Annotated in this window: 22 protein-coding genes and 1 pseudogene; 13 read left to right on the top strand and 10 right to left on the bottom strand. The window is 70.2% G+C overall.

The features are described 5' to 3' along the window. Positions 1–249 precede the first annotated feature (249 nt). Both ABIA38_RS14460 and ABIA38_RS14455 read right to left on the bottom strand, forming a co-directional pair. Positions 250–1,545, bottom strand: coding sequence for a cytochrome P450 (locus ABIA38_RS14460; protein WP_424639006.1), 1,296 nt, complete (start codon positions 1,543–1,545; stop codon positions 250–252). Between the two features lie 322 nt (positions 1,546–1,867). Continuing rightward, on the bottom strand, positions 1,868–2,302 hold the full coding sequence (locus tag ABIA38_RS14455) for a hypothetical protein (RefSeq protein ID WP_424639005.1): 435 nt from the start codon (positions 2,300–2,302) through the stop codon (positions 1,868–1,870). 328 nt (positions 2,303–2,630) lie between these two features. Here ABIA38_RS14455 and ABIA38_RS14450 point away from each other — a divergent pair, with 328 nt between their 5' ends. The 4 genes from ABIA38_RS14450 to ABIA38_RS14435 all read left to right on the top strand — a co-directional run bounded on the left by ABIA38_RS14450 (position 2,631) and on the right by ABIA38_RS14435 (position 4,379). Further along, the gene (locus ABIA38_RS14450; RefSeq protein WP_424639004.1) at positions 2,631–3,140 is read left to right on the top strand and encodes a SigE family RNA polymerase sigma factor; all 510 of its coding nucleotides are present in this window, start codon (positions 2,631–2,633) and stop codon (positions 3,138–3,140) included. Between the two features lie 8 nt (positions 3,141–3,148). Further along, positions 3,149–3,616 carry a hypothetical protein gene (locus ABIA38_RS14445; protein ID WP_424639003.1) on the top strand — a complete coding sequence of 156 codons (468 nt, stop codon included), beginning with the start codon at positions 3,149–3,151 and terminating at the stop codon, positions 3,614–3,616. A 230-nt stretch (positions 3,617–3,846) separates the two neighbouring features. Beyond that, the gene (locus ABIA38_RS14440; RefSeq protein ID WP_424639002.1) at positions 3,847–4,137 is read left to right on the top strand and encodes a hypothetical protein; all 291 of its coding nucleotides are present in this window, start codon (positions 3,847–3,849) and stop codon (positions 4,135–4,137) included. Next, positions 4,134–4,379 (top strand): hypothetical protein, encoded by a 246-nt coding sequence (locus ABIA38_RS14435; RefSeq protein WP_424639001.1) that lies wholly within the window; start codon positions 4,134–4,136, stop codon positions 4,377–4,379. Before ABIA38_RS14440 ends, ABIA38_RS14435 begins: the two co-directional genes overlap by 4 nt. Here ABIA38_RS14435 and ABIA38_RS14430 read toward each other — a convergent pair. Then, positions 4,348–4,665 carry a hypothetical protein gene (locus ABIA38_RS14430; protein ID WP_424639000.1) on the bottom strand — a complete coding sequence of 106 codons (318 nt, stop codon included), beginning with the start codon at positions 4,663–4,665 and terminating at the stop codon, positions 4,348–4,350. The two genes, ABIA38_RS14435 and ABIA38_RS14430, sit on opposite strands and share 32 nt — an antisense overlap. Positions 4,666–5,689: 1,024 nt before the next feature. Here ABIA38_RS14430 and ABIA38_RS14425 point away from each other — a divergent pair. From ABIA38_RS14425 to ABIA38_RS14415, 3 genes and pseudogenes are all read left to right on the top strand, one after another. Continuing rightward, positions 5,690–6,250: a restriction endonuclease gene (locus ABIA38_RS14425; protein ID WP_424638999.1), complete on the top strand. Its 561-nt coding sequence runs from the start codon at positions 5,690–5,692 to the stop codon at positions 6,248–6,250. A gap of 390 nt (positions 6,251–6,640) precedes the next feature. Continuing rightward, positions 6,641–6,832: pseudogene (locus tag ABIA38_RS14420) on the top strand (hypothetical protein); the annotation flags it as partial. Positions 6,833–7,469: 637 nt separating this feature from the next. Next, positions 7,470–8,264, top strand: coding sequence for a hypothetical protein (locus ABIA38_RS14415; protein ID WP_424638998.1), 795 nt, complete (start codon positions 7,470–7,472; stop codon positions 8,262–8,264). A gap of 136 nt (positions 8,265–8,400) precedes the next feature. Here the strand turns inward: ABIA38_RS14415 and ABIA38_RS14410 are convergent, their stop codons facing one another. Beyond that, on the bottom strand, positions 8,401–9,279 hold the full coding sequence (locus ABIA38_RS14410; RefSeq protein WP_424638997.1) for a helix-turn-helix transcriptional regulator: 879 nt from the start codon (positions 9,277–9,279) through the stop codon (positions 8,401–8,403). Positions 9,280–9,446: 167 nt separating this feature from the next. Here ABIA38_RS14410 and ABIA38_RS14405 point away from each other — a divergent pair, with 167 nt between their 5' ends. Continuing rightward, on the top strand, positions 9,447–10,490 hold the full coding sequence (locus ABIA38_RS14405; protein WP_424638996.1) for an aldo/keto reductase: 1,044 nt from the start codon (positions 9,447–9,449) through the stop codon (positions 10,488–10,490). Between the two features lie 172 nt (positions 10,491–10,662). On the opposite strand, the gene ABIA38_RS14400 is transcribed toward ABIA38_RS14405, so the two are convergent. Together ABIA38_RS14400 and ABIA38_RS14395 are read right to left on the bottom strand one after the other, a co-directional pair. Next, positions 10,663–11,520 (bottom strand): pentapeptide repeat-containing protein, encoded by an 858-nt coding sequence (locus ABIA38_RS14400; protein ID WP_424638995.1) that lies wholly within the window; start codon positions 11,518–11,520, stop codon positions 10,663–10,665. 4 nt (positions 11,521–11,524) lie between these two features. Further along, positions 11,525–11,719 (bottom strand): hypothetical protein, encoded by a 195-nt coding sequence (locus ABIA38_RS14395; RefSeq protein ID WP_424638994.1) that lies wholly within the window; start codon positions 11,717–11,719, stop codon positions 11,525–11,527. Positions 11,720–11,933: 214 nt separating this feature from the next. Between ABIA38_RS14395 and ABIA38_RS14390 the strand changes: the two genes are divergently transcribed. Continuing rightward, positions 11,934–12,488, top strand: coding sequence for an FAD-dependent monooxygenase (locus tag ABIA38_RS14390; RefSeq protein ID WP_424639250.1), 555 nt, complete (start codon positions 11,934–11,936; stop codon positions 12,486–12,488). Between the two features lie 193 nt (positions 12,489–12,681). Here ABIA38_RS14390 and ABIA38_RS14385 read toward each other — a convergent pair whose 3' ends face one another. After that, positions 12,682–13,176: a hypothetical protein gene (locus ABIA38_RS14385; protein ID WP_424638993.1), complete on the bottom strand. Its 495-nt coding sequence runs from the start codon at positions 13,174–13,176 to the stop codon at positions 12,682–12,684. Positions 13,177–13,275: 99 nt separating this feature from the next. On the opposite strand from ABIA38_RS14385, the gene ABIA38_RS14380 reads away from it, so the two are divergent. Further along, positions 13,276–14,082 carry a maleylpyruvate isomerase family mycothiol-dependent enzyme gene (locus tag ABIA38_RS14380; protein ID WP_424638992.1) on the top strand — a complete coding sequence of 269 codons (807 nt, stop codon included), beginning with the start codon at positions 13,276–13,278 and terminating at the stop codon, positions 14,080–14,082. A gap of 195 nt (positions 14,083–14,277) precedes the next feature. On the opposite strand, the gene ABIA38_RS14375 is transcribed toward ABIA38_RS14380, so the two are convergent. Further along, positions 14,278–14,598 (bottom strand): hypothetical protein, encoded by a 321-nt coding sequence (locus ABIA38_RS14375; protein WP_424638991.1) that lies wholly within the window; start codon positions 14,596–14,598, stop codon positions 14,278–14,280. Between the two features lie 254 nt (positions 14,599–14,852). On the opposite strand from ABIA38_RS14375, the gene ABIA38_RS14370 reads away from it, so the two are divergent. Continuing rightward, complete coding sequence (locus tag ABIA38_RS14370; RefSeq protein ID WP_424638990.1) at positions 14,853–15,218, top strand: YbjQ family protein; 366 nt, start codon at positions 14,853–14,855, stop codon at positions 15,216–15,218. 127 nt (positions 15,219–15,345) lie between these two features. Here ABIA38_RS14370 and ABIA38_RS14365 read toward each other — a convergent pair whose 3' ends face one another. Both ABIA38_RS14365 and ABIA38_RS14360 read right to left on the bottom strand, forming a co-directional pair. Continuing rightward, positions 15,346–15,936, bottom strand: coding sequence for a TetR/AcrR family transcriptional regulator C-terminal domain-containing protein (locus ABIA38_RS14365; RefSeq protein ID WP_424638989.1), 591 nt, complete (start codon positions 15,934–15,936; stop codon positions 15,346–15,348). Positions 15,937–15,940: 4 nt separating this feature from the next. Then, positions 15,941–16,699 (bottom strand): TetR/AcrR family transcriptional regulator, encoded by a 759-nt coding sequence (locus ABIA38_RS14360; RefSeq protein ID WP_424638988.1) that lies wholly within the window; start codon positions 16,697–16,699, stop codon positions 15,941–15,943. Between the two features lie 260 nt (positions 16,700–16,959). Here ABIA38_RS14360 and ABIA38_RS14355 point away from each other — a divergent pair, with 260 nt between their 5' ends. Both ABIA38_RS14355 and ABIA38_RS14350 read left to right on the top strand, forming a co-directional pair. Next, positions 16,960–17,562: a nitroreductase/quinone reductase family protein gene (locus ABIA38_RS14355; protein WP_424638987.1), complete on the top strand. Its 603-nt coding sequence runs from the start codon at positions 16,960–16,962 to the stop codon at positions 17,560–17,562. Between the two features lie 193 nt (positions 17,563–17,755). Then, complete coding sequence (locus tag ABIA38_RS14350) at positions 17,756–20,182, top strand: hypothetical protein (protein ID WP_424638986.1); 2,427 nt, start codon at positions 17,756–17,758, stop codon at positions 20,180–20,182. The last annotated feature ends 292 nt before the right edge of the window (positions 20,183–20,474 follow it).

Below are 20,474 nucleotides of genomic sequence, written 5' to 3'. Positions count from 1 at the left end.
GTGCGAGCAACTCCCGGGCCTCGGCGGCCAATCCGGCGAAGCGGTGGAAGTGTCGGCAAATCGCTTGGGCGCTGTATGGGTGTTGTGTGGGCGCTGTATGGGCGCTGTTATGGGTGTTGCATGGGCGCTTTGCGAGCGCCGTTCGGGTGCGATCCGAGCGTCGTCCGGGCGCTGTTCGGGCGCTGTTCGGGCGCTGTTCGGGTCGCTCGGGAGTGGGCCGGTCGCTCGGGAGTCGCGTCAGCGGCGGCGTCAGCGTCGGCTTCCGCGACGGATGGCGGTGACCGGCAGATGTCCCGGGCGCGGCAGTGCGCTGGTCCTCGGTCGGGACGGTTTGCCCGGCGCCGGTTCGAGCTCCCAGCGCGCGCAGATCGTGGCGACCGTGGTGACGATCTGGGCCAGGAACAGGTGTTCGCCGATACAGCGATGCACTCCGGCGCCGAACGGCATGTACACGCCGCGCACTTGCCCGCGATACCCGGGCTCCAGCCACCGGTCCGGATCGAAGCGTTCCGGCTCCGGGAACACCTCGGGGTCCCGGTGCAGCGCGTGGTGGCTGTACAACACGTCGCTGCCGGCCGGGATGTGATGGCCCATCACGTCCACGTCGCGATTGGCCCGACGCACCACCAGCCACGGTGCATACAGCCGAAGCGTCTCGTCGACAACACACCTTGTATACCCGAGCGCGCCGAGGTTGTCCGCGTCCACCGGCCCGCCCGCCAACACCTCGTCCAGCTCGGCATGCAGACGCTTGCGGACATCCTCGTCCCGACCGATCTCGTGAAATACCCACGAAAGGGTGGCATTGGTGTTGTCGTTGCCCGCGATCAGCAGCGATACGACCTCGTCGCGCACCAGTTCGGGCGACATCTCCATTCGGGCGAACTCACCGAGCAACCCCGCACCCGAACCCGCCTCCACCGCAAGCGCGATCGCGTCCCGCAACCGGCGACCCGTCTCGGCAAAGCGGCGGTTGCCGGGCGTGGGCATCCGCCGGGCCCACTCGGGCATCAGCGTGCGGGTGAACACCTCCTGGATGAACACCGGCAACGAGCGACGCACCTCGGCCACCGCCGCGTCCGCCGCCGGGTCCTCACCGAAGATCAACCGGCCGAGGGTGCCGAGTCCGAGCTCGGTCATCTCGCGATCGAGCGCGAGGGTCGACCCGGGCAGCCATCCGGCGCTCGCCTCGTCGGCCTGACGGCGGATCACATCCACGTACCCGCCGATCCGCGAACGCTGGAACGCGGGCTGGAGGGTGCGCCGTTGGGCCCGGTGCAGCGGCCCGTCCGAGGCGGCCAGGCCGTCCCCGATGTGCAGCCGGGCCTGCTTGAAGAAGCCGTCCCGCTCGACGGTGTCCGCGTGTTCGACGAGCACGCTGCGTACCAGCGCGGGGTCGTTGAGGACGTACAACTCCTTCGGCCCGATCCGTACCCGAACGATCGGCCCGTGCACGCGCAGCGCGGACACGAAGTCCCAGCGACCGCGCAGCAGCGCCGGGGTGTGACCGAGCAGCGGTATTGCCCCCGGGGCGATCGGGACCACGTGGCGACTCCTTGACCTGAGGCTGGGCCAGGGCTGGGGCGGGTCCTCGGTCCCCCGTCGGGCTCGGTGGCGTCCGGTGCCGTGCACCGGACGTGTCGGCGGGCCGGCGCGTCGGCACGTCGGCGAAGGGACCGAGGACACGCCCCAGGCCCGGATCAGCGCGTTGAGGTGTTCGACGGCGGAGTCGAGCGTATTCGAAGCGATCCGAGGCACTTCGACGTGCCGTGTCGACGGCCGCCGAGCGCTCGGCGGCCGTCGACACGTGTGTGCGAGCGATCAGCGCTTCGCCGGCACCTCTACCGGACCTTCAGCTACCGGACCTTCAGCGCTTCGCCGGGGTGACCACGCCGCCGTCCGCCGGGGCGACGCCCGGCTGCTTCGGCACGACCTGCGAGCCGGCACCGACCTTCGGGCCCGCCGGGTCGAGCTGCGCACTCGGCTCGACGGGACTCGACACGACGCCCGAACCGGCGTTCTTGTCGGGGTGGGTATTGCCCGGCGTGAGCACCCGGGGTACGGACTCCGGGATCGGCCCGGCCTCGGCGGGGGCCGCCTTCGCCGCGGGTCGGTCACCGGTGGTGCCCTGGCCCGCCACCGAGGTCACCGAGGCGGGCGGCGACTTCGGCGTGTCCGAACCCGAGGCGGACGCGACGCCCACCCACGCGCCCAGCGCGATACCGACGGTGGCGAGCACTCCGGCCACCGGGCCCGCACGACGGATCCCCCGGCCGGACGTCCGATTTTGGCGGTTCATCATGTACGTACTCCCTCGCTGGACACTGGGCATCGGACCCCCGATCGGCGGTCCGGACCTTGCGGAAAGGAGTACGGCGGGGCGTCGACCCACGTTGCACCGCAGGCCCGGCTCGGACGCGTGCCGAACATCTCGCCGCCGACATGCAACCCAGGGCCGCCGAACCACGTATCCCCTGGGTGACCGGCCCCTCGAAAACCGGCCGACCCGCACCCCGGCAACCGCCGGACGGGTTCGCGCGCCGCGGACCCGGGCCCAGTGAGGAGAAGATCGACGTGCGCGAACCCCGCGACCGCCCCGACCACCCCCTGGCCACCCGGGTACCGAACGCGTGAGGGAGGCAGCCCGTGAACGGGAGTTCCGCGAGTACGCCGAGGCCCGCCAGGCGCAGCTGCGCCGCTCGGCCTACCTGCTGTGCGGCGACTGGTACGAGGCGCAGGACCTCACCCAGACCACGCTGATGAAGATGTACACCGCGTGGGGCCGACTGGATCGGGACGGCAACGTGGACGCGTACGCCCGGGTGGTGATGACCCGTACGTACATCGACCAGCACCGCAAGGGCCGGTGGCGCGAGCAACCGGTCGACGAACTGCCGCAGCTGCCCGACGTCGAGTCCTCGTCGCCGGACCTGCGGTTGACGCTGCGGGCGGCGCTGCTGCGGCTGCCGCCGCGCTACCGGGCGGTCCTGGTACTGCGCTTCTGGGAGGACTGGAGCGTGGAGCAGACGGCCGAGGCGTTGCAGATCAGTACGGGAACGGTCAAGAGCCAGAGCGCGCGGGGCCTGCATCGGCTGCGCGAACTCGTCGGCGAACACATGTGGGAGCTGTCCGAACGGTGAGGCCGGCCATGAACGAACGAGACCTGTTCCAGCTGATCCTCGATCAGCCCGAGCCCGACTTCCCCAGCGTGGTGGACGCGGCCGTGGCAGGCGGCAAGCGGGCTCGGCGGCGGCGCCGCGCGGCCGTCGTGGGGGCCGGGGCGGCGGTATTGGCGATCGCCGGTGCCGGGCTGTTCCTGACCGCCCCGACCCGGGAATCGGTGGGTCCGGCGGCGCCACCCGTACCCCCGCCGGCGGCGGCAAGCCCGGCGTCGAGCGCCCGACCGGCACCCGGCGTCATCGCGCCGGCCTCGGCCGTACCCGGAGCACCCAAGCAGGAGTCCGCGGGCGAGCAGGCGCCGGTCCGGCCGGAATCGCCGTCGGCGTCCTCGGAGGTGAGTCGCGTTCCGCTCGAGACCCGGATCGAGAAGGCGGCCCCAGCCGACGACTGCGGGACCATCAAGTCGGCCAAGTGCGGCCCGTCCACCCGATATTGACGGTTTGTCACGCGCCGGTGCGGATTATCGCCCGACGGTCCCGTCATACTCCCGCGCACCCGCGTCGGGCCCCTAATCTGGACCGGATCAACGTTGGTGAGTCGTGAGTGGGCAGTCACGAGTCACGAGTCACGAGTCGTGAATCGTGAGCCATGGCCACGGCTCGCGACTCGCGGCTCGCGGCTCGCCGCTCGCGGCTGACGAGTCGTCCGGAGCGAGGAGAGGCCCGCGTGAGTAGCACCGACCCGTGGACGGTGGATCGCATCGCGCATGCGCTCCCGCACCCCGAAGCCCGGCACGAATTCCTGCGGCTGGTGAACCTGACGCCGATCGGCGAGCTGCCCGGCCTGCTGGCCCGCTACGTACAGGCGGCGGAGGAGCTGATCGCCGGTCTGCCATCCGCGCGCGCCCTCGCGGCGCAGGTGCGGGCCACCGGAAAGGACCCGGATCTCGACGAGGTGGACGAGGAAGTCGTCCGCAAGTGGATCTCCCGCGGCCGAGCGCAAAGCAGTGCCGCGTGACCTGGCGCCCGAGGATCGGCATCGAGCACCAGGAAGTCATCGACCGCTTCCCCGAGGAGACGCTCAATCACTGGGGACTGCTGCTGTACAAACTGGTCTGCGACCCGTACACGGCCACCGTCCGCTACGGCGAGGACGACCGAATCGTCCGCACCGCAGCGGCGGGGCCCTTGATCGTGGTGGTGCTGCTCAACGAGGGGACGACAACCGTCACCGTGTTGCAGGTTGTGCACTTGGGTTGACGTTGACCTTCTGCTTGTGCTTCTGCTTCTGCTTGCCGCCGGACACGCAGTAGTGGTCGGCGACTTCACCCATCACGCCGTCGTGCCGCTGCCGGTGGACCGTCGGGTCACCGGTGCGGCCGACATGGTTGCCACGCTTGGCGTGCTTGGTCTCGGGGTCGAGTACCCGACAGACCTTGCGTACCTGCGGGTGCTGACCGGGAATCGCGTAGGCGGAAGCGACTCCCGCGAACGCGAGACCGAAACATGCCACAACCATGATCGCTGTCTTACGGATCCTGCTCATTCGGCAGAAGATAGCGGAGCCGGCGCCGGCACACTAACCCCGTTCGGGAAGCAATACCACGGACCTCGAAGAGAGCCGCCCACCGCTCTCGACGACAACCGGCAACACCTACCACGTCTTTACCGACCGTTCCCCTACCGGCCACCTTCGGCGACACGATCGACCAGACGGGCAACGGGCTGTTCGAGACGACTACTCCCGCCACGGAACGACCCGGCGAGCCGGTTCGACCGCAGCGCGGTGTCCGTGCCGAACAGAGCCCACCGGACGCCGGGGTCGGGGCGCGGACGCTCTGGGCTTCCGGGATCCGGGGCGCCGGGATCCGGGGCGCCGGGCGGCACGGCGAGGGGGTTCCGCAGCTTCGGGCTTCCGGGCGCCGGGTTCGGGGCGCCGGGTTCGGGGCGCCGGGTTCGGGGCGCCGGGTTCGGGGCGCCGGGCTTCTGGCCTCGGGGATTCGGCGATCCGGGAGCCGGGCTTCTGGGCGCTGGCGTGGGGAGCCGCCGACGTGGGACGCAAGGCTCGGAATCGGACTCCAGGGAGGAGGCGCGACGGACGGGGCACTGGGCACCAGGCATCGGGGGGCATTGGGCACCGGGCACGGAGCCAAACGCGCAGGACGAGGCGCGGGGCACGAGGCGGGACGCGCGAGAGGGGCAGCGGGTGGCAAGCGGCACGAGACACCACGCGGGCAGCGAGCGGTTCCAAGGGCGACACGAGACGCGAGGCGCGAGACGCGAGGCCGGCGACAGGCGGGGAGCACCAGGTGGGGAGCACCAGGTGCCGGCCGCCTCGAAGTCACCCACGTCACCCCGAAGTCACCCACACGGCCCCGCACCCCCAAAACACCCACCAACCCCCGCCCCACCGCGCCAACACCCGCACCGACAAGGGAGTTCCCATCGCCAGGACACTCACGCAAGCCATCCCCCACCCATCTCCCCCATCCAGTCGGGTGGTTGACCACACTTCCCTCCGCCTAAGCTGCCGCCCGCTCCGCCGTCGGCAGCCAACGGAGGGACCCCGCATGCCCCGAACCCCCGCCCACGCCAAGTTCCGCGGCTGGGCCATAGCCCCACTGGTCGCCCTCCCGGCCATCGCCCTGCACGACCTCTTCGACTGCGTGGGCATCAGCGGCAACGACGCCTGGCTCGCCACCGCAGCCTCCCTGGCCCTCCTGTGCGCAATCGTCCAGCTCGCCGGCTCGGCCCTCGAAAACCGCCCGGACCACGCGGACGAACGAACCTTCGAATTCCAGCTCGCCGACCTCTGCCGCCGCGACGGCCTCCTCGCCGTCCAGGTCGACCCCGACGCCGACGTCAAGGCCTACCTCCCCAACGGCAGCCTGGTCCTCATCCGCTGCGGCCCCACCGACCACGAGGCCCACCCCCGCGACCTCCACGACTTCATCGGCGCAGCCCACCACGACCACCGAGCCGACATCCCGGTATTCGTCACCCCCCACGGATTCACCACCGAGGCCCGCCGGTTCGCCGAATACCACGGCATCGTCCTGCTCGACCGCCCACGCCTGTGGCAATGGCAACAGGGCTACGGCCTGACCACCCTCGTCGGCACGACCCACTGACACAGGGCGATCTCCCGAAGACGCTTACAGGCCACCCGATCAAGTGCGATGATGCTTCGTCGGATCACCGTTGAGCACCGAACTCCGAAGATCGCAACTGCTGCGGGGGTGGCAGATTTGGCCCGACCCAAGAAGACCCAACTACTGGCAGCCATCGCCACCCTCACCCTGGCAACCACAACAGCCTGCTCCACAGACAATCCAAACAACTCCCCCAAAATCAACCCCCCAGCCCCCAAAACCGCCGCCGCCCTCCCCGGGACGCCACAGCAGGCATCAATCGCGCCCGCGCCCCCGATCAGCGAGGCAGAGGCAGCGAGCACTTCGAAGAGCTACTTCGACCTCAGCAAGAAAGCAAGAGCCGAGCGTGACGTAAAGACACTTGGCAGCATTGAGTCTGGAATTCTTTTGGAAATATCCACGGCTCGCCTGGAACGCATCCTTAAATACGGCGACAATATCGGCAATGATGAAGATTTGGCCGCGAACAGTGACATTAAAGCAATTTCCCCACAAGGGGCTCCTGCAGGAAGTGACCGCTGGCTTCTTTCGACCGGCCGTCAAACCATCGGAAAGCAGTCCAGGGGATCCCTCGGAGTTTTGCGGCAAACACAGGGTGTAGGCCCTTGGAAGATGTCATTCCTGGCCTTCACCAATGTCGGGCAGGATTTTCCGGCCATCTCACAGATTGCAACCACCGATAGTTCAACCAGCGCGGATCCCGCGAAGATCTACTATGGTGAAGACATCTGTCGAGATTTTGCTTCGTATATCGACGGCGGTCCGACTCAAACTTCCTGGGGGCCGCGGGCGAAGGCAGTTATTCAGAGCGCTCAAAAAGACAAACAAGACGCCGGATCGCTCACTAACGGTGGAACAATTTCCGTCAAAACCGAAGTGCGCGAAGATGACCGAGTTCCCGCATGGAGCACGTCCGATGGTGGAAAACTCGTGATGTGCACCACGAAAACAACGTCAAGCCTGTCCTCCGGTTCTTCCACACCGATCACAATCACAAAGAGCCAAAGTTTTCAAAACCTGAATGGAAGAACCACCAGATGGAAGTCGTTGGATCTTGTCAACGTTGGCATGACCGTCTTTAAGATCCCTCCCTCGGCCACGCAGGCAGTTGACATCATTGCGGACTCCGTTCGTTCCCTGAGTGCCGACGGCACTCCCGCGTAGACCTTCGAACGAGACCGACCAGCAAGGAGGATTCATGGAGAAGTCAACAATCGTGCGAAGTACGGCTTTGTTTTGCGCTGCTGGCATTTGCGCTGGCTTCCTGTTCCTTCCATCTGCGTCAGCAGGTGTCAACAATTGCGGCGATCTCATCATCTGTATCGAAGTCCCGACTCCTGGAGGAGATACCGGCGGCGCCACTGGCGGAAGCGGCACGGGTGGCGGCACGACAACGGGTGGCGGAAATAGCGACCCCGGATTTACACAGGGCAGCGGGTCGCACGTTGCAACAGGCGGCCAAACCACTTCGAATGCTACTGGCGGCACGGTCCCTCAAGTTCCCACCGATGCCCAGGTTGCCGGCTTGGCTTTGGGTGAGCTCAAGCTTCGTAAACCGTCGATTCATATGACACCCGAAGCCGGAAGGCTCGGCTTGGTCGGGCTCCCCGTTTGGCTATGGATCGATAGCGAAGATCCTCATCAATGGTCACTGGAGGGAATTTCGAAGACTGTCACAGATCGAGGTGTGACGGTCACTGCCACTGCTCACTCTCCGTACGTCACATGGTCCATGGGAGACGGCTCCAAGGTAGATTGCTATAACCCGGGAAAGAAATACGATCCAGCTTATCGAACCCCCACTTCGCCCGATTGCGGCTATGTGTACAAAAGGGCATCCGCTGATCAGCCACAGGCCCGGTACACGGTCACTGCGACGGTTCACTGGGAAGCCAGCTACGTAGGATCCGACCGTATTACCCATCTGCTCCCGGATATGACCGGCGAAACCAGCACAACGGTTCGCATCGGAGAGCTTCAAGTAGTCAATTAGCACCACCGAGAACCCTCGGCACAGAGTTACAAGCACGCGACCAAAACACGCCCAACTCTCTGCACACGCCGACTTCGACCTCGAATTTCTGGGCGTCCGGAGGTCGACCGTGCGCGCCCTTGGACGATCCGTACCCTCAGCCGCCGGATGCTGTGGCCTGCCGCTGAGGAATGCTGTTATGGCCGTGCGTCGCGGCGAGGATTCGTAGGGCTGCTTCCGAAGGGGATGCGGGTTCCGGGGTGTAGGTGATGAGGGTTTGGTCGGTGTCGGTCGTGGGGTGGAGGCTTTCGTAGGACAGGGTTATTTCGCCGATGGCCGGGTGGCGGAGGTGGTAGTCGCCGTGGGATTTGTCGCGGACCTCGTGGGTGGCCCACAGGGAGCGGAACTCCGGGCTCGTGTCGGAGAGTTCGGCGATCAGGTCGGTGAAGGCCGGGTCGTCGGGGTGGCGGCCGGCATCGAGGCGTAGGTAGGCGACGACGTCCCGGGCCTTGGTCGCCCAGTCCACGTAGCGCGACCGCACCTGCTCGTTGCAGAAGACCAGCCACGCCTTGTTCCGTCGCTCCTCGGGCAGCGCGTCGAGGTCGATGAACAACGTTGCGAACAGCGGATTCCAGGCGAGGATGTCGGTGCGCCGACCCAGCACGAACGCGGGCGTCTCCGGCACCGAGTCCAGGAGCCTGCGCAGCCCGGGTCGGACCCGCTGGGTCGGTGCCGGCGGCGCCGGGTGCCTCGCGCCCACCGCGCGGACAAGGGCCCTCAGGTGCTCGTGCTCGTCCCGGTTCAGCCGCAGCGCCGCGGCAACCGCGTCCAGCACCTCGGCCGAGACGTGCTCCGCGCGGCCCTGCTCGAAGCGCACGTAGTAGTCCGCGCTCACCCCGGCCAGCCGCGCGAGTTCCTCGCGGCGCAGCCCGGGGACTCGGCGGCGCTCGCCGTACTGGGTCAGGCCGACGTCATCCGGCTTGAGCCGGGCCCGGCGGGACCGCAGGAAGTCGCCCAGATCCGCTCGCTTGCTCATGGGCCGATCCTAAAGGTGGTTCCACCGGACCCAGGATGACCCGTACCCGGTCCGAGCAGAGCCCTGGGTAGGTCGCCGCGCGCACCCCAACATTGGCCGCAGGCGCCGCGAACCGCGGTGGCCCGACCACGAGCACAGCGAGTCTTTCGAGTCTGGAGAACGCACCCATGAGCCTGCCCACCACCCCCTTCGGCACCACCACGATGGACATCACCCGAGTCGGCTTCGGCTCGTGGGCGGTGTCCGGCGCGGGCTGGAGCTACAGCTGGGGCGCCACCGACGACGCCGAGTCGATCGCCGCCATCCGGCACGCCGTCGCCGCCGGGGTCAACTGGATCGACACCGCCGCCGCGTACGGTCACGGCCATTCCGAGCGGCTCGTCGGCAAGGCCGTCGCCGAACTCGCCGAGGCCGACCGGCCGTACCTGTTCACCAAGGTCGGCCTGGTCTGGGACCCGGACCGACCCACCGCGCCGGAGCGCCGGATCATGAACCCGGCCAGTGTCCGTCGCCAACTCGAGGACTCGCTGCGGCGGCTGGCCGTCGAGCGGGTCGACCTCTACCAGGTGCACTGGCCGGACACCGGTGAGGCCTTCGAGTACGGCGCCGACGCCGGCGAGCCGTCGCCCAATGCCACGCCGCTGCAGGAGTACTGGCAGGTGATGGCCGACCTGAAGGCCGAGGGCAAGGTCCGGGCGATCGGGCTGTCCAATCACTCGGTCGAGCAGTTGGAGATCGCCGAACGGATCGCCCACGTCGACGCGATCCAGCCGCCGTTCTCCGCGATCAACCGTTCCGCCGCGCCCGAACTGGCCTGGGCGGCGGCGCACGACTCGGCCGTGATCGTCTACTCGCCGATGCAATCCGGCCTGCTCACCGGCGCGTTCTCGGCCGAGCGCGTCGCGGGTCTGCCGGTCGACGACTGGCGTCGGGCCAGTCCCGATTTCACCACCGGCCTGACCGCCAACCTCGCCCTGGCCGAGGCGCTGCGGCCGATCGCGGCCCGACACGGCGTATCCGTGGCCGAGGTCGCGGTGGCCTGGACGCTGGCCTGGCCGGGCATCACCGGTGCGATCGTGGGCGCCCGTACGCCCGCCCAGGTCGACGGCTGGACCGGCGCCGCGACCCTGACCCTCACCCCCGCCGACCTCGACACCATCGCCGCCGCGATCACCGCGACCGGCGCCGGCACGGGTCCCGTCCGGGCCTGACCAGGTCACCCACCCCGCTGCCGGGCCCGCCCCCACCCGACCGCCCGACCGACCGACGGGCCCGGCACACCCTCCCCAACCCGAACCCGAACCGGCACCGGCACCGGCACCCGAACCGGGGCTCACCGCCGAGAAGTAGCGGTAGCGGTAGCGGTAGCGGTAGCGATCGAGTTCAGCCGACGTTCCAGCCCATCGTCGTCGCGATCGTCGCGGCCTGTTCCAGAGTGATGGTCGCGCCCTTGAATTCGACCGTCAGCGGGTCGAGCGAGGACAACTCGCTGCCGCGCAGGTCGGCCCCGATCAGTTTGGCCCCGTGCAGCATCGCGCCGGACAAGTCGCAGCCGGTCACAGTGGCCTGCTCCAGCCGCGCGGCGGTCAGGTCCACCTCTCGCATCCGCGTGCCGTCGAAGGTGACCTGGCGCAGATCGGCACCGGGCAGTCCCACGAACGACCAGTCGCCGCCCGAGACCTCGAACAGGGTGTAGGTGCACTGCTGGAACAGGCTGCCCACCAGTTTGCAGTCGGTGAACCGAGTGTCGAAGAACGTGCAGCGCTTGAACGTGCAGTTCGTGAAGGCCGCCCCGGTATGCCGCGACGCGTTGAACCGTACCCCCGCGAACGTGCACTCGTCGAAGACCGCGCCCTCGTTGACGACCTCGGTCCAGTCGGTGTCCAGGAACGAGTAGCGGGTGTACTTCGCGGTGTCGGTCAGTTCCTTCCCGTACCAGTCCTCGTCCCGGATGACGAGCCCTTCGTCGGGAATCGGCGGCTCGGGCGAAACGGGGTCGATATTGGCGCGCGCGGGTCGAATGGCCATCCCTCCATTCAACACGCCCACTCCGACATCCCCGCTCGTCCCCGCTCGTCCCCGCTCGTCCCCGCTCACCCCACCGACCCGGTACCGGCCACCATCCCGCGCGCCGGCGCCCGCGCCGCCGTCCCGGTCGATCGGACCGGCGACCACCGCGTGTGCGGCGGTCATGTCGGCGCGGTGCAGCTCCAGGACACGCTCCGCCGCCGCGCTCGACAACCCGTCACGGTTGCGGAAGTAGTTCGACGGCAGTGCCCGCCGGCACGCCCGCCGCCTCGTCCACCGCGCGATGGCTGAAGCCGTGTACGCCGGCCCGGGCCAGGACCTCGATCGCAACGGCACCGGCATCCTCGCCGACCTCGGCGTCCCCACCGACGGCCTGGGCGCGCCGATCGACCTGCTGGAACAGCGTGACCACACCGGCCGCGTACTAATGCGGATCGACGTATCCCTCGCCGCCACGCGATACGGCCATCCGCACCTGTCGATCCCCCGCCGAGACCTGATCCACCGCCTGGCCGGCACCGGGCCCGCACCCGAGGTCGTCTTCGCCAAGACCTGCACGGCCGTGAGCCACCCCCCCCCACCGCGCCGAAGCCGCCTTCGCCGACGGTACGCGCGAAACCGCCGACCTGGTCATCGGCGCCGACGGCGCAGGTTCGGTGGTCCGCCGACACGTATGGGGCACCAACCCCACCACCCCGACCGGCTGGGTCACCTGGCAGGGACTCGGCCCGGTCGACGTCGACGTGGTGTCCGCCCGCCGCGGCCTGATGATCGTCGGCCCCGAGGGCATGTGCGGCCTGCTGCCCGCCGCCGACGGCCTGCTCCAGTGGTGGTTCGACGTCCGCCGCAGCCCGGCCGAACCGGCGCCCGCGTCGCCGATCGCCGCGTTGCGCGCACGATTCGGCCACTGGGCCACGCCGGTACCCGAAGTGCTCGCCGCGGTCACCGACGCCGACATCGAATTCTTCGCGCACCGCCGACACCGGGTCCCGCGCAGCTGGAGCCTGGGCCGGACCACCCTCATCGGCGACGCCGCGCACACCATGCCGCCGACCGTCGCGCAGGGCGGCAACCAGGCCCTGGAGGACGCCTGGACCCTGGCCCGCGCGCTGCGCCGGACGTCGGTCTGCCCGAAGCCCTCGCGGACTACGCGAGTTCGCGCACCCGCAAGGCATCCCTGACCACCCGCCGAGCCGGCTCGGAAACCACCAACAAATACCTGCCGACCCTGTCCCGGTTGACCCCCGACGCCCTGGTCAGCCGCTACCACACCCGCTGGCTACGAAGGATCAGCACGTACCTGTCCGAAGGCCCGGTCCCGGGTCCCGATCCCGGGCCCAACCACCCTCCCCCACCGCCGCCACCGCCGCCGAATCAACTAACAGCCCACCCGCCGTCCGCCACGAACCGAAAGCCCAACGCGTCCAGGAACGCCCGCAGCAGGTCGTCCGGCGTCCCCTCCGCACGCAACGTGTTCTCCAGCGCCACCTCGTCCGGCGTCAGCCCGGCCTCCCGCGCCCAGCCGACGGCGCGCGGCAACACCCGCTCCGGCGGCGGGCCGAGCTCCGGATCGAGGGCGTACGACCTGGCCGCCCGCGGCGCGAGCGCGCAGTGCCACATCTCGCCGCCACGCGGGCTCTGCGCGTCGATCATCGCGAAGTGGCCGGAGACCACGTCGGCGGTCAGTACCGGCGCGTCGGTGTCGGCCATCAGCGTCGGCCCCGGATCGAGCCCCGCCGACAACAGCAGCACCTGCCAGTCCCCATCGCGAGCCGACCAGCGCGGTTCGCCGCCGGCCTGCTGGACGGCCGGCAACTCCAGCAGCGGCCACGCCGATCGAGCCACCACATATACCCCGAAGCTACCCATCACACCCCAGCATAGGATGCGCCGACCGGGCATCGTGGCCCATTGTCCCGAGCCGCCGGGCACCTGTACCGCGGGCATCCCGCGTGAGAGCGTGGGCGGATGGACATTGCCACACACCTCGACATCCTGCGCGCCGACGGCGAGTTGCTCGCCCGTACGGCCGAGCGGACCGGCCTCGACGCCCAGGTGCCGACCTGCCCCGACTGGCGGGTACGCGATCTCCTCGGGCACCTGGGCGGCGTACATCGATGGGCCGCGTACATCGTCGAATCACGCAGTGCGGTACGTCCGAGCCGCGAGGATTCGACGGCACTGTTCCGCGCGCCCGGCGACGACGAACTGCTCGACTGGTATCGCGCCATGCACGCCGAACTGCTGAAGACCCTCGCCGCCGGTTCGCCGGACGCGCCGGCCTGGACCCTGTTCGACGCGCCCAACCCGCTCGCCTTCTGGGCCCGGCGGCAGGCGCACGAGACCGCGATCCATCGCGTCGACACCGAACTCGCGGCCGGCGTGCCGTCGATCGTGTCGGCCGAGTTCGCGGCCGACGGGATCGACGAGTTGTTGTCCGGATTCCTGTCCGTGCCGCGCCGCAACGTGGTCGCCGACCCGCCACTGAGCATCACGATCGCACCGGACGACGCCCCGCTCGCGTGGACCATGCGAATCAAGCCCGACGACCGAGAGGTGATCGCGCACCTCGAACCCACCAAGGCCACCGAAGCCACCAAGACCACCAGCCCCGCCGACTCCGCCGAACGCGCCGAAAGCGCCGATCTCATCGTGTCCGGACCCGCCGAGACCCTGTATCTCCTGGTGTGGAACCGAGCCGACGCCACCGGCTGCCGACTCGAAGGCGACCCCGAAGTACTGGCCCGCTGGCGGGACTTGACCAAGGTGCCCTGACCTCCCGCTACCGCCGCCCATACCGAAAGTGAGCATCCGTCAATTCCTGGAAGCACTTGGTCTTGACGCCCTTCTCCACCGCGATGATCCGGTTCACTTTCGCCACTCCGCGACGCCGGCAGCGGAACACGCCTGCCGGGCAGCGGTTTTCGGCACGCGCAATACCCGTGGACCCACCGCGAGTTCGGCTCGGTCTCAGCGTGGGCTCGGCAGCGCCAGGTCGTCGTCGCCGACGACCGAATAGACGGCATCGAGCTGCCACGGACCGACCATGCCCTTGATCCGCTCGGCCCGACGCCGCTCGCTCGGCCCGATCCGCGCCAGCCAGCCGGGGATGTCCTCGGGGCCCGCGTCGATCAGCGCGACGGTCAACAACTGCTGCGGATCGGCGAGATCGATCGCGCTGAGCACCCGCCGCGGGTCGCCCGCGAACCGCTCGTCCGGGAGCCACGCGTCGCGGAAGGTCGGGTAGTCCACGCCGTCGTTGAGCCGCCGTACCGTCGCACCGATGAGCATCGTCCGGTTCCTCTCGATTCGGTCGCCATCACCATCACCGTCTTACGCCGTAAGTGTCGCGCAAGAACAGTTTGCCTTACAGCGTAAGAACGGTCAAGAAGGTCACGCCTACCCGCTCCCACCGCCTCCCTGAGCCGAACCGGTGACATACGTGTGGAACGCCTTCCGCGCGGCCACCCGTTAGGAGGTTGCAACCGATGCGACGGAAGCCCGTTCCCGGATTTCCCCGCTCCCCGACTCTTTCGGAGGCCGACATGAGTGATCTCGACGCGTACGGCGGCGCGCCCAACGACCCGGGCGTGCTCGTGGTCACCACCAACGATGTGCCGGGGTATCGGGTGGAGCGGGTGATCGGCGAGGTCTTCGGCCTCACCGTGCGCTCGCGCAACATCGGCAGCCAACTCGGCGCGGGCCTCAAGTCGATGGTCGGCGGAGAGTTGCGCGGCCTGACCAAGACCCTGGTCCAGAGCCGCACCGAGGCCGCCGAGCGGTTGGTGGAACAGGCGCGCGGACGCGGTGCGAACGCGGTTCTCGCGATGCGCTACGACGTCACCGACGCGGGCAACGGTACGGAAATCTGCGCGTACGGCACGGCGGTGGTACTGGTACCGGCGCAGTAGCCCGCCCCACGATCGAGGCCGGGTCGGGCCGGGGCGGGTCGACCTGGTCCGCCCCGACCCGACCCGACCCGATCCGATCCGATCCGACCCGGCCCGGCCCGGCCCGGCCCGGCCCTCGACGCTGCGCCTACTCGATCCCCGCCAACAGCGCCGCGATCGCCAGCGCGAAGCGCTCGTCGTGGTCGGCCCGGCTGCCGAGCCCGGCGGCCAACGCCGCGGTGAGGCAAGGAAGTTCCGCCGCCGCCTCCGGCCCGACCGGGGATGCCGAGTCGCCGGTATCCAGCTCCGCGAGCGTATGCCCGATCACGAACGTGGTGATCGCGTTGAGGAGTTGGTACGCCCGCAGCGGCGCCAGCCCCTCACCGACCAGCGCCGCCGTGGCCCGCTCCACGGCGGCCAGGGCCTCCGGGGTGGCCACCGGTCGGGTCGCCACGAGCGGGACGACCGCCGGGTGGCGAAGCAGTTCGGCACGGAACGCCCGGGCGAACTCGGCGAGCCAGACCGTACGCGGGCCGGTCGGCCGCGGTGCCACACTCGCCACGATCCGCTCGACCAGGCCGTCCAGTACGGCGTCCTTGTTCGGCACGTAGTGGTAGAGCGTCATCGCCTCGACGCCGAGTTCGGCGCCGATCCGGCGCATCGAGAGTTTGCCGATGCCGTCCCGATCGGCGAGCGCGAGCGCCGCATCCAGGACCTGCGCGCGGGAGAGTCGGCCCATCGGGTCAGGCCAACCCGAGCAGATCGGCGTGCCGCTCGACGGCGTACCCGAAGAACGGGTCGGCGGGGTCGGCGCTGGCCCTGAGTTGGCCGAACAGTTCGAAGCTGACCATGCCGAATACGCCGGTCCAGGCGAACAGCGCGCGAGCCAGCGCCGGTGGCGGCACATCGAGCCCGCCCGCCTCGACGACCGCCTGCAACTGCGCGGCGAGCGGCTGGGGCAGGCCCGCGTCGCGGGTGGGGCGGGCGAAGTCGGCGCCCGAGTCGCGCAGGATGCGCAGGAGCGCGAACGGGACGCGCGAGAACGGCGCCAACGTATCCTCCGGCGCCTGATAGCCGGGCACGGGCGAGCCGTAGATGAGCGCGTACTCGTGCGGATGCTCGCGCGCCCACGCCCGCACCGCGTCGCACAGTCCGCGCCAGGCGGCACGCGGATGCTCGGCAGCGCCCGCCGCTTCGACGGCGCGCTCGACCCGCTCGCCGATCGCGTTGTAGGCGTCCACGATCAGCGCGGTCAGCAGGTCGTCCCGGCTCGGGAAGTAGCGGTAGAGCGCGGACGAGGCCATGCCCAACTCGCGGGCAACCGCCCGGAGCGACAGCTGTTGGGCACCCTCGGCGGCGAGATGGCGGCGCGCGGCGGCCTTGATCTCCTGGGTGAGTTCGGCGCGGGCGCGATCGCGCGCGGTACGGGGGGCTGCGGTCCGGAGAGTCGCGGTCCGGGTGGCCGCGTCGTCGGGAGCTGCACTGCCAAGGGCTTCGGTCATGCGGTCAGTGTGCCAGACGCCAGAGCACTGCACATAAACGAGAGCACTGCTCTTGCATCACCGCTCCGAATCGTGCACACTGATCTCAGACAAGAGCACTGCTCGCGCTTCGAGCACCGCTTCACATCAGGAGCATGGCTTCGTATCGAGAGCACTGCTCACATCGAGAGCAGTGCTCGCAATGAGAGACCACCGGTCGCATCGAGCGCAGCGCTCCGTAACGAGAGCAGTGCTCTCCAAAAAGATCACCAGGAGCACCCATGAACACCGACCTCCCCACCCCGCCGACCAACGCCGGTGCCAGCGCTAACGCCAGCACCAGCACCAGCGAAACGACAGCCGCACCCACCGCGCCCGCTGCCCCCGCTTCACCCACCTCGCCCACTCCGCCCACCACACCCGCACCCACCACCCCCACCCGCTACATCGCCCCGAAAGCCCGCATCGATCGCGCGATGAACCGCGCCGTCGCCTTCCTCGCCCGGCACGGTGTCAGCGTGTGGGGCTCCCGCATCCTCTACGTCCGGGGCCGCAAGTCCGGCGAGCTGCGGTCGACGCCGGTCAACCCGCTGCCGCTGAACGGCGAGCGTTTCCTGGTCGCCCCGCGCGGCACCACCCAGTGGGTGCGCAACATGCGCGTGGCCGGCGGCGGCGAACTGCGGATCGGCCGGCGGCGCGAGGAGTTCACCGTCGTCGAGGTCCCGGACGCGGAGAAGCCGGAGATCCTGCGCGCCTACCTGGCCAAGTGGAAGTTCGAGGTCGGCGTCTTCTTCGACGGCGTGGACCACCGGGCACCCGACGCCGAGCTCGCCCGAATCGCCCCCGGCTACCCGGTATTCCGGGTCATCCCGCGTACCGGCTGACCCCGCCCCCGCGCCCGAGCAACCCCGGCGCGCCCGCGCCCCTCGTGCGCCCCACCCACGCCCCACTGCGACCACCGGCCGCCCACGCACCCACCGGCCAACCGGTCCGATATGTCGACCATGGCCGGTCGCTACCCCTAACCTTCAGTTGCGTGGTGATCCACCCAAGAGGGGCTCGGCCGGGGAGGCACACATGACCGAACGTGGTGGGCGGCTCATCCGAATCCCGTCCGAACGCGGCCAGTTGTTGCTCGTGGAGGGTGGCAGAGCCGGGCGGGGACGCCGCTCGGACAGCGGCGGCAACCTCGTCGCGATGTCGGCCCTGACGCCCCATCAGCTCTTCCCCGAAGCCGCCGCCGATGTCGTCCAGTTGCCCGACGCGGTGCAACCACACGCGGTACGGGCCTACCTTCAGGCCGCCGCGGCCGTCGACGGGCCGGTGATCGTATACCTCACCGGCCGCCTCCTGGTCGACCGCCGGCGTCGCGAACTGCACCTGGGTCTGCGGGATTCCACCCCCAACTCGGTCCGCTACGACGGGCTGCCGTGGTCCTGGGTGATCGAACTGCTCGGCCCGCGACCGGCCGAGACCACGCTGGTGATCTGCGATCTGACGGTGGGTCGGGAGTCCTGGGAGGCGGTCCGGGAACGGGCCCACGAGTTGTGCCGAGACATCCCCCTGTGGGGCGTGGTGAATCCGCCGGACGTCAAGGGCCCGCCGCATCCGTTCACCCGGGCGCTGGTCGCCGCGCTCGGCCAGGGCTTTCCCGAACTGCCCGACCCCGTACCGGCCGAAGAGATCCATCCGCTCCTCGCCGAGCGGGCCCGATTGGCCCCGGACACCGTCGAGTTCGCGCCGACCTCGGGATCCCTCGCCCTGGCCAACTGCTCCCCCGAGGCCCGACCGCCGACCCTGCGTACGGCGGTCCGCCGGCTCAAGGCGGTCACCCCACGCGGCACCGCGCCCGCCGGGTCGAGCGGACCGAACGCAACGCACGGAACACACGGAGCGCACGGAACACACGGAACACACGGAACGCACGGGGCGCACGGAACACACGGGCCAGGCGGGCCGAACGGCCCCGCCGATGCCACCGGGATAGGCGTCTCCGCGCTGTCCACCGTGCCGCCCAACGGCATGACCCCGGCGCAACGTTCCGGCCTGCGCGGCTCCGGAGTCGTCGGTGGCGGCACGGCCGACCTCAGCACCCCCGTCGAGCCGCTCGGCCGCCGGGCATCCACCGACCCGCTTGCCGAGCCCGGCGAACAGCCCGCCGCCCGCCGACGCGACGAACCCGGGGTCGGCCGACGGGCCCTGGACCTGGTCCGTTCCGCACTCGCCTCCGGACCCGACGACGAGCCCGAGGTCCCCGGCACCAGCCTGCGCGAAGCCCTCCGAGCCGGCGCCGCCAGACCGGGCAGCCCGCCGCTGAGCAGACCCACCGGCAGAGACCGCACCTCGGCGCCGACCGGTCGCGGCGCCGCCACCCCCACCGGACCCCGCCCGCCCGCCGAGTCCGCCCATCTGGACCGCGAGCCGGAATTCCCCGGCCCGACCGGCGGATCCACAAACGACACGCCGAATCCCAGGGCGACCGAACCGGCAGACCGCACCGGCCGCACCGGCCCGACCGGCAGCCTCGTCCGCCGCCCCAGGACCGCCCCCGCCCCTGCCGCCGGGACGACGTCCCGCCCCGCCGCCGACCGACCGAACCGCCGCGCGGCCGGTCCCGCGCCCCGCCCGCATCCCGAACCGCCGCCACCACCGCTGCCGCCTCGGATAACCGTGCGGATCCAGTCCGGCGCAAGCGCCCTGACCCCGACCCCCGCGCGCCGCCCCCCGCAGACCGGTCCCACCCAGCTGCCCCCGGCGCTGGCCCCCAATCGCGGTATCGGGCCGCATCGACCGATGTCCATGCCGGTACGCGGTCGGGCCGTCGGGCCCACCCCCGCCCGCCGCGCACTGGCCCAGGGCGCGACGGCGGCCGGCGCGCTGATCCGGCCGGCGGACGTACTGCCCACGTACTGGCACGAGTTGGCCGCCATCCGGCACGCCGCGGACACCGGGCGCGGGATGGACGCGTGGCAGCAGGCCGCCGAACTCGGCATGCGCATGGAGAAGTTGGTCGGCCCCACGCATCCGGGCACGCTCGACGCGCAGGCGATGCTGGCGTTCGTCAGCGCCGGTCTGGGTCGGGTCGCGGACGCCGTACTGATCTACTGTCAGGTCGCCGAGCGCGGCGCCGAGGCGGTCGGCCCGCAACACCCCAGCACGCTCGCCGCCGCCGACAACGCGCTCAAGGTATGGCTGCGGGTGACCGACGCGGCCGAGTCGGTACGCCTTGGCCCCGCCGTCGTGGCGATGCGCGAACTCGTACCCGGTCCGGCGAATCGCGGCCTGGACACCGCCCTGGCCCATCTCACCAGGATGCGCCTGATCGTCGACCCGACCACCGCGGACCCGCATCCCCGACCCGCCCCCGGCCCGGAGGCCCGATCCGAAGCCCGGCCCGACACCGGGTCCGACGCCCGCGGCGAAGGCCACCCCGAACCGGACTCCACCCGCCGCCCGACCACGGTCCGCGGCGCCCCGGTCCGCCGCCGACACGCAAAAACCTGACCCGCCGAACCCGAGCACCCGACACGCCAGACCGATCCGGCACGCCGACCCCGGCCAAAGGCAGCCACCCCGGCGCTACCCCTCGTCGCCCGAATCCGCGCCCGATTGCGCGCCCGACTCCCCACCCGAGTCCCGACCCGACTCCCCACCCGGCTCCCGACCCGGCTCCCCATCCGAGTCCCGACCCGGCTCCCCATCCGAGTCCCGACCCGACTCCCCACCCGGCTCCCGACCCGGCTCCCCATCCGAGTCCCGACCCGGCTCCCCATCCGAGTCCCGACCCGACTCCCCA

It is taken from the genome of Embleya sp. AB8, assembly GCF_049739465.1.
Lineage (GTDB): Bacteria > Actinomycetota > Actinomycetes > Streptomycetales > Streptomycetaceae > Embleya.
Note: the sequence above shows the minus strand (reverse complement) of the source record. Positions and strands in the feature narration are given on the sequence as shown.